Below are 8,975 nucleotides of genomic sequence, written 5' to 3'. Positions count from 1 at the left end.
AGTAGGTAGGGGAAATCTTACTTACTCGCCTTTTTATTTTAATCTATTTTAATAATATTACTGAATCAGAATCATAACAAAAGAAAAGAGATTTAAATAGAATTAGTAAATTATTACCTAAAAATAGAAAAATAATACGTAAATAGGATTGATTTAAAATAATAATAAGATTATTATGTATATAACTCTTTAATCATAAGAAGTACTGTTATTTCTTATTGTTAATTACCATTAAAAGCACCTAGATTACTCTAGGTGCTTTTCCATTTAGATAGTAATAAAACGAAAATCGGCAACATACAAATTATGAATGCTATCGATAAAGAAGAAAATAGTAAAAAATATACTTATACATTCTAGCAATATATAGTATTATCTAAAAGAGAGCATATTATACATAAAATTTATTCAGAAAGTCAATTAATATTAATTCGTGAGAAGGTAAGAAAAATACGTTAAATAGTATTTTAGAAATGAATGGGAATTGGTATAATTTAGGTAAAAGAAATCTAATTAAATATATAAAGTAGAAAATATTTCGGGAATAGCACTCGGTTTATACTGGGTGCTATTTTCGTATATTGAAGTCGTGAAACAATATTATAAGTATGCTAAAGATTATTTCAAGAAGTAGGAAATTTGGTTATAATTAAGTTGTAATATTTATTAACTAATTATAAAGCAATAATGATCTATATTGATTTAATATTACTCATACATAATTTCAACAATAAGTTAATATATAGACATCAATTATTAATAAGTATTACAGAAATATTAATATCTATAATTTTATCACGTAGCACTCGGCTTTTACTGGGGGCTATTTTCATGTAAACATAATGAAAAGCAACATACAATTAAGTATGTTGCCGAAGATAATGTTAAAAATAATAAAATGATCTAAAAGGTCTTTACATCAATTAGTATTCCATAAAAGTATTTTAATATACATAGAAAATCATCTAAGATTTTATAGTATTAATCTGAATAAGTCGGCATATTTATATTTGCCTACAATATGCCGACAATGTGCAAAATTAATAATCTATTCAAATAAATTAAGATAATTTAAAATATAGTATACTTTCTTTTAATATAAGGGTTTAACATATTAAAAAACTAAATTTATATTAAAATATTTTTAGATAAAGTTATAATTATACAAACTTCACATGTTGAATGTGTTGCGCTTATAGAGAAGAAATAGGTTAATATCAAATATTTTAAAAGGTTTTAACTAAATATTCAATTGTATTTTATGCTCCCCCAAACTAATGATTTGGGGGATTTTTATTATATAATTAAATGTTTATCTAAAATGTCACTATTGACATATGGTTAAAGTTTATATAGTATATATAATATGCGATTTATATGTCACTGTTGACATATTATTTATACCTAAATAATTGAGATAACTAAAGTTAATATTATATATAACTAAAGATTTTATTATAATCTGCTATAGAAAAATATAGGGATATAAGTATTTTGATTTATATAATATAAGTATTTAATTATTTATGTACATAGGAGATGATATCATGAATAAATTGTCTTATGGACTTCTAAGCTTATTATCAACTGAGCCAATGAGCGGATATGATTTAACACAAAAACTAAATAAGTTTTGGCGTTCTACTCATAGTGCTATATATCCAATACTTTCTAAATTGGAAGAGGAGGGGTATATTCAGTTAACATTAAAGAAACAAAGTGGAAAGCCTGATAAAAAGATATATAATCTTACAGTTAAGGGTAACGAACTTTTACATGATTGGTTTATATCTGAAACCAATGAAGAAGTTACTAGAGATGAAATGACTCTAAAATTATATTGTATAAAGTTTATGGATGAAGAGGCAGTAGAAAAGCTTCTTAATGAACTTGAGACAAAAGTTAATAAAAGAATAGAACAAAGTAAAGAATCCATAGAAAAAATAAAACTCAAATTCAAAGAGAATCCTGAAACAGCAAAATCATCATTATTTGGAGCTTATATTTTAACTCAAAGAAATTTAAATGTAGCTAAATTAAATCTTCAGTGGTGTGAATGGGTAAGGAATTTATATGAGAACAAGGAACTTAATTTTTTAGAGGAAGACTTTAATTTAGATAGGATGATGAACTAATGAAAGAAAGAGATTCAAAAGAAAAACCTGTTAATAAAGATATATATGGAAAAGAGTATAATAAAACATTACTTATAATTGCAATAATGATTGGATCATTTGTTACAATACTAAACCAGACATTATTGTCTACTGCATTACCTCAGATAATGAAGTATTTTAATATAAATGCAAGTACTGCACAGTGGCTGACAACTGCATTTATGCTTGTTAATGCTATAATGATACCTTTGACAGCATTGCTGCTAGAGAAAATATCAACTAGGAAGCTATTTATGTTTTCTATGGCGATGTTTGGGATTGGGACAGTTATATGCGCTATATCTCCAAATTTTACAATACTTCTTATTGGAAGAATAGTTCAAGCGGCTGGAGCAGGAATAATATCACCTTTGGCAAATACTGCTCTTCTTATGGTATTTCCTCCTGAAAAAAGGGGTTCAGCAATGGGGATGTATGGTCTTGTTATATGTTTTGCCCCAGCTATAGGTCCGACTTTATCTGGAATAATAATTGATATGTGGAACTGGCATTATTTATTTTATATTCTAATACCTTTAGTAGCATTAGATATAATTTTTACATCTTTTTTTATGAAGGATGTTATACCATTAAAAAATCCTAAGATAGATTTTCTTTCTATCCTTCTATCAACATTTGGATTTGGATTGGTACTTTATGGCTTTAGCAATGCAGGGAATAAAGGTTGGGGTGATATTACTGTTCTTACAACTATAATTGTAGGAATAATTATAAGTGCTTCATTTATATGGCGTCAGTTAGCTATGGAGCATCCGATGCTTGAAATGCGTGTTTTTAAATCAACTACATTTACCTTAACAACTGTAATAGGAAGTATTTTAAATATTGCATCAGTGGGAGCAAGTATTGTATTGCCGATTTTTCTGCAAAATATACTTGGAAAATCAGCTTTTACAAGTGGACTAACACTTTTACCAGGGGCACTCCTAATGGCGGTAACCATGCTTATATCTGGGCGTTTATTTGATAAGTATGGTGTAAAGAAATTAGCTATACCAGGCATTGTTTTACTTATTATTGCTTCTTTCCCATTTGCAAGGTTACATAGAGATACACATGTTATAATTATTGCTATGCTATATACAATTAGATGTATTGGAATCGCACTTGTTATAATGCCTATGCAAACAGCTGGAGTGAATGATTTATCAAATAAGCTATTAGCACATGCTTCTGCTGTGGTTAATATGGCAAAACAAGTGGCAGGATCTCTTGGAACTGCAGTACTCATAACTATAATGTCTAATGTTACTACTTCTAATGCACCAGATAATGCCCTTGCTACAACAAATGTAGCATTATATAAATCAGAGATGCTTGATGCCTCACTGAAGGGTGCTAATACTACATTTATTTTTGTTATAGCTATTACAGTAATTTCTTTAATTATGTCATTATTTATAAAGAATAAAAAGAAGAGTAGAACACTTACTAAAAAGGGTAATATAGATCAGGAATTAACAGTAGAACTCTAAGTTAAAAAACAGTTTAATTAATTTAATGTATAAAAGTATACTTAAAAAGCATCTCTAACGAGATGCTTTTTATAAATCATAATTTTTGAACATTTACAGCCATGGGACCTTTTTCATTTTCTTTAATATCAAAGATTACATTCTCGCCTTCATGTAAAGACTTTTCAGAACCTTTTTCTTTGATTTGAGAATGATGCACAAACACATCATCACCTTGATTGCATGATATAAAGCCATAACCTCTTTCGTAATCAAACCATTTAACTACTCCTGTTATTTCTGCCATGATTTTTCCTCCTTACTTGAGCTATCATTAAATAGTATTTGTCAAAATTTATATTTTAACACTTTGATAAATAAGGAATTTAAATATAGTATAGCTCGATTTGTAAGTATTGTCGTTGCATTTAAGTAAGGTTATGATAAACTTTTTTAATTATCTAGTAAATAGTTAATTTTATATAGATATTTTATTGACACAACTTTATTTTGAATATATAATTAAGCCAATCTAAAATATGAGGTGATTATATAAAATGTTAATTTAGTCTTATTCAATAAGTTAAAATCAATACAAATAAAATGGTGAGCATCTTCTGAATAAAAGGTGTGAGTTTTAGTGTTGTATAAAACTGCTAATTTAGTTTGGATGGGATTAAAAAGCATTATATTACCTTATATAAAGTACAGATTATACTTATAAGCTTGTATAACAATACTGTATTTAATATGATATTATGTGGTAATGGTATGCCCCTCCAAATTGATAGTTTGGAAGGGCTTTTTGTTTAATTTAAACATGAAGAGGTGATAAATATGACGATTACAAGTATACAAAATGATTGGAAGAAAAATTCAATACTTTTTCTAACAAGCCAAACTATATCTTTATTTGGTTCAATGCTTGTTCAATACGCTATTACTTGGTATATTACTTTAACAACACAATCAGGAGATATGATGACAATATCTATTATATGCGGATTTTTACCTTCCTTTTTTATTTCTCCATTTGCAGGAGTATGGGCTGATAGATACAATCGAAAAATGTTAATAGTTATATCAGATTCTTTGATAGCAATATCTACATTAATTTTAGCTATAATATTTCTTCTAGGTTATGATGCTCCTTGGATGTTATTTTAGTTTTAGCTATAAGATCATTAGGAACAGGAGTTCAAACACCGGCAGTTGGATCCTTTATACCACAAATTGTACCAGAAAATAAGCTTAGTAAAATAAATGGAATAAATAGTAGTATACAATCATTAACAATGCTAATATGTCCTATGCTTAGTGGAGCATTATTGAGTATAGCTACAATTGAAACAATATTCTTTATAGATGTTATAACTGCAATGATAGCTGTTTTTACATTGTTAATTTTCCTTAAGGTGAAAGCTCATTCTAAAGCTTTGGAAGCGCAGCATAATAGCTATTTTGATGATATGAAAGCAGGTGTTAAATACATTAAGAACCATAGCTATGTAAAAAAGTTCTTCTTATTTTGTACTATTTTCTTTATTTTAGCAGCACCAATTTCTTTTTTAACGCCATTACAAGTAACTCGTAGTTTTGGAAATGATATTTGGAGACTAACAGCTATAGAAATTACATTCTCAGTAGGAATGATGGTTGGTGGCATAATTATGGCATCTTGGGGAGGATTCAAGAATAGAGTATATACTATGATTTTATCCACTGGTATTATAGGACTTGGTACATTTCTTTTAGGTGTTATTCCAATATTTTGGCTATATTTAGCTATTATGGCTATTGTGGGAGTGGCTATGCCTATTTTTAATACGCCATCAACAGTTTTATTACAAGAAAAGGTAGAACCGGATTTTCAAGGAAGAGTTTTTGGAGTATTTGGAATGATTTCAAGTATTATGATGCCAGCTGGTATGATTATATTTGGGCCTTTAGCAGATGTTATAAAAATAGAATGCTTACTTATAATCACAGGAATATTCTTGTTTGTTCAAAGTGTTTTTATGTTTAAAGATACTGTGTTAATAGAAGCTGGAGAAAGATTAAATTAAACAATTTAATTAGATAACAATAATATATTTATAAGAAAGTTAAGTTGTTTAAAAGTAAAAAATGCTCTATAGAATAGACTGTAGAAAAGTCTGTTCTGTAGAGTATTATTTTTTATCAAAACAATAGTAGGCTTAATAGTAGGCTTTGGCGAGAACGCCTATTAAAGTGTAGTGGGATTTTATGCCTCATTAAAAAAAATATGATTTTGCATAAAAATCAGAGGAAACTGTAGAATTATAACTAGTCCTCTGGAGATAGAGATTTTGTATCGTGTCATTTATAGTAATTTTTATAATATTTAGAAAAATTGCGAAGTATATATTGACAGCTAAAACAAAAAGGTATAGACTATAAATAATTTAATAAATGCCTCACTTTTATATGTGAGGTAGAGGCGCAAAATTTAACAGTCTTTAGTGGAGCTTGAGAATGCTATGAAACTATGGAGAAGGAAATTTTGCCGAAGCTTGTAATATTTCTCGATATTGCTTGCTGGGTCTGCAGTTAAGAACTGCAGGACTGTCTTAATAAACGTCCCGGTTTATTAAGTTGTGCTATCTCAAATGGGAAAGATGAGGATTAGGTTATCTGTAAGATTAAACCTGAGCTTTGCTCAGTTATTTTTTTATAGAATCTTATCTGAATATTTAAGATAGCACCAACCCAAGAATTTAGGGTTGGTTTTTTTATTATAAAAAAAAGGAGAGGATTTACTATGAAGAAAAAACTATCATTATTAATTTCACTATCATTAGTAGCAATGCTAATACTAACAGGTTGTGGCTCAGGAAAGTCAGAAAAAAATGAAAATGTATTTAGGGTAGGTATGGAGGCTGGATATCCACCATTTAACTGGACACAAATGGATGATTCAAATGGAGCAGTGAAAATAGAAGGAAGTTCAGAGTATGCAGGTGGATATGATGTTGAAATTGCAAAGAAAATAGCAGAAGGATTAGGTAAAGAGTTAGTAATTGTTAAAACTGAATGGGACGGGCTAGTACCTGCATTAACTTCAGGGAAAATAGATGCAATAATAGCAGGTATGTCTCCTACAGCAGAACGTAGAGAAACTATTGATTTTTCAAATAATTATTATCAATCACAATTAGTTCTAGTTGTTAAGAATGGTGGGCAGTATGAAAATGCTAAAACTTTAGCAGATTTTAATGGAGCAAAGGTTACAGCTCAATTAAATACATTCCATTATTCAGTAATAGATCAAATTAAAGGTGTAAAAAAACAAGAAGCTATGGATAATTTTCCAGCTATGAGAGTGGCTCTTGAATCAGGTGTTATTGATGCATATGTATCTGAAAAGCCAGAGGCTGTAAGTGCTCAATCAGCAAATAGAAACTTTAAAATGATTGAACTTCAAGATGGTTTTGTCACTAATCCAGAGGATACACAAACAGCAGTAGGTATCAAAAAGAACAGTGATTTAACACAAAAAGTAAATGAAATTTTATCAGGAATATCAGAAGAAGAGCAAGTAAATATAATGGGGGATGCTGTTAAAAATCAACCAGCAGCTCAATAAATTTTATAGAATGGGTTATTATATTTTATAACCCATCCTAAACTTATAACTTGCTTTTATTTTAGGAGGATTGAAATGAGTATTGAATGGATAATAAAAATACTTCAAGATAATTTACCAATGTTCTTACGAGGGGCAGGTATGACACTTTTAATTTCTATAATAGGAACCTTAATAGGAACTTTAATAGGTCTACTTGTTGGTGTTATAAGAACAATTCCTATTCCAGAGAGAGGTATAAAAAAAGTATTTCTTAAAATCATAAATATAATTCTTTCTATTTATATAGAATTCTTTAGAGGAACGCCTATGATTGTACAAGCTATGGTAATTTATTATGGGTCTGCACAATTTTTAGGAATAGATATAAATAAAATAGTAGCAGCATTATTTATAGTATCTATTAATACAGGTGCATATATGTCAGAAATAGTAAGAGGTGGTATAGTATCAATAGATAAGGGACAATTTGAAGCAGCTCAAGCTATTGGAATGACTCATTCTCAAACGATGATTAATGTAGTATTACCACAAGTAATTCGTAATATTTTACCAGCAACAGGAAATGAATTTGTAATTAATATAAAAGATACATCAGTTCTTAATGTAATTTCTGTTTCTGAGTTATTTTTCCAAACTAAATCAATTGCGGGAAATAATTTTAGATATTTTGAATCTTTCTTTGTTGCAGGTTTTATTTATTTCATAATGACTTATACAGTAACTAGAATATTAAGAGCAATAGAAAGAAAGTTAGATGGACCAGATAATTACATTATGGCAGGAAATCAAATGCAAGTAGAAAGACCTGAAGATATGTTACGTAAATCAAAAGGTAATGTAGTGGGATAATGGAGGAGACGTTATGGATAAAGTAATTGATATAAAACATTTGAATAAATCTTTTGGATCTCATGAAGTATTAAAGGATATTAATTTTTCAGTAGATAAGGGCGAAGTTGTTTGCTTAATAGGGTCTTCTGGATCAGGAAAGTCAACATTGTTGCGTTGCATAAACCTTTTAGAAAAACCAACTGCGGGTGAAATAATATATAATGGAGAAAATATTTTAGACGATAATCATAATATATATAAATATAGAACTAAATTAGGAATGGTTTTTCAGCAGTTTAACTTATTTAACAATCATAATGTATTGAGTAACTGTGTAGTTGGACAAATGAAGGTATTAAATAGATCAAGGGAAGAAGCTGAAAAAGTTGCTATGAAATATTTAGAGGTTGTTGGTATGCAGAATTATGTAAATGCTAAACCGAAGCAATTATCGGGAGGACAAAAGCAACGTGTTGCAATTGCAAGAGCATTATCAATGGAACAAGATGTTATTCTTTTCGATGAGCCAACATCAGCTCTTGATCCAGAAATGGTAGGAGAAGTTCTTAAGGTTATGAAAGAACTTGCTGAAACAGGTCTTACAATGTTAGTCGTAACACATGAAATGGGATTTGCTAAAGAAGTAGCTGATCGTGTAGTATTTATGAATAATGGTATTATAGAAGAAGAAGGAACTCCAGAACAAATATTTAATAATCCAACAAAAGAACGTACACGTGAATTTTTGAAACGTACTTTAGGAAATATATAAAAAGGGGGCTGTTGCAAAAGCAACTAGCCGAATAAATGGGAAAAGGTGGATTCAATAGAATCCACCTTTTTTGCATAAACTTAAATCATGAAACTATTCAGTTTATACAATACTAATCAACAATTAGTATT

6 protein-coding genes, 1 pseudogene and 1 riboswitch are annotated in these 8,975 nt (G+C 28.8%); of the genes and pseudogenes, 6 read left to right on the top strand and 1 reads right to left on the bottom strand.

The window, feature by feature from the left end; genetic code table 11:
* The first annotated feature begins 1,547 nt into the window (after positions 1–1,547).
* Both NSA50_RS19185 and NSA50_RS19180 read left to right on the top strand, forming a co-directional pair.
* Positions 1,548–2,135 (top strand): PadR family transcriptional regulator, encoded by a 588-nt coding sequence (locus tag NSA50_RS19185; protein ID WP_257448018.1) that lies wholly within the window; start codon positions 1,548–1,550, stop codon positions 2,133–2,135.
* Positions 2,135–3,652 carry a DHA2 family efflux MFS transporter permease subunit gene (locus NSA50_RS19180; protein WP_257448015.1) on the top strand — a complete coding sequence of 506 codons (1,518 nt, stop codon included), beginning with the start codon at positions 2,135–2,137 and terminating at the stop codon, positions 3,650–3,652. Before NSA50_RS19185 ends, NSA50_RS19180 begins: the two co-directional genes overlap by 1 nt.
* A gap of 76 nt (positions 3,653–3,728) precedes the next feature.
* Here the strand turns inward: NSA50_RS19180 and NSA50_RS19175 are convergent, their stop codons facing one another.
* Positions 3,729–3,938, bottom strand: coding sequence for a cold-shock protein (locus tag NSA50_RS19175; RefSeq protein WP_257448012.1), 210 nt, complete (start codon positions 3,936–3,938; stop codon positions 3,729–3,731).
* Between the two features lie 530 nt (positions 3,939–4,468).
* On the opposite strand from NSA50_RS19175, the pseudogene NSA50_RS19170 reads away from it, so the two are divergent.
* From NSA50_RS19170 to NSA50_RS19155, 4 genes and pseudogenes are all read left to right on the top strand, one after another.
* Positions 4,469–5,697: pseudogene (locus NSA50_RS19170) on the top strand (MFS transporter).
* 382 nt (positions 5,698–6,079) lie between these two features.
* Positions 6,080–6,263, top strand: a riboswitch (Lysine riboswitch).
* Between the two features lie 150 nt (positions 6,264–6,413).
* Entirely contained in the window at positions 6,414–7,238 is an 825-nt protein-coding gene (locus NSA50_RS19165; RefSeq protein ID WP_257448009.1) for a transporter substrate-binding domain-containing protein, read from the top strand.
* A 75-nt stretch (positions 7,239–7,313) separates the two neighbouring features.
* Positions 7,314–8,090: an amino acid ABC transporter permease gene (locus NSA50_RS19160; RefSeq protein WP_257448006.1), complete on the top strand. Its 777-nt coding sequence runs from the start codon at positions 7,314–7,316 to the stop codon at positions 8,088–8,090.
* Positions 8,091–8,103: 13 nt separating this feature from the next.
* Positions 8,104–8,844 (top strand): amino acid ABC transporter ATP-binding protein, encoded by a 741-nt coding sequence (locus tag NSA50_RS19155; RefSeq protein ID WP_257448003.1) that lies wholly within the window; start codon positions 8,104–8,106, stop codon positions 8,842–8,844.
* Positions 8,845–8,975: the final 131 nt, after the last annotated feature.

Origin of the sequence: Clostridium mucosae, from assembly GCF_024622765.1 — a bacterium.
Classification (GTDB): Bacteria; Bacillota; Clostridia; order Clostridiales; family Clostridiaceae; genus Clostridium.
This window is presented reverse-complemented; position numbering and strand designations above follow the sequence as displayed.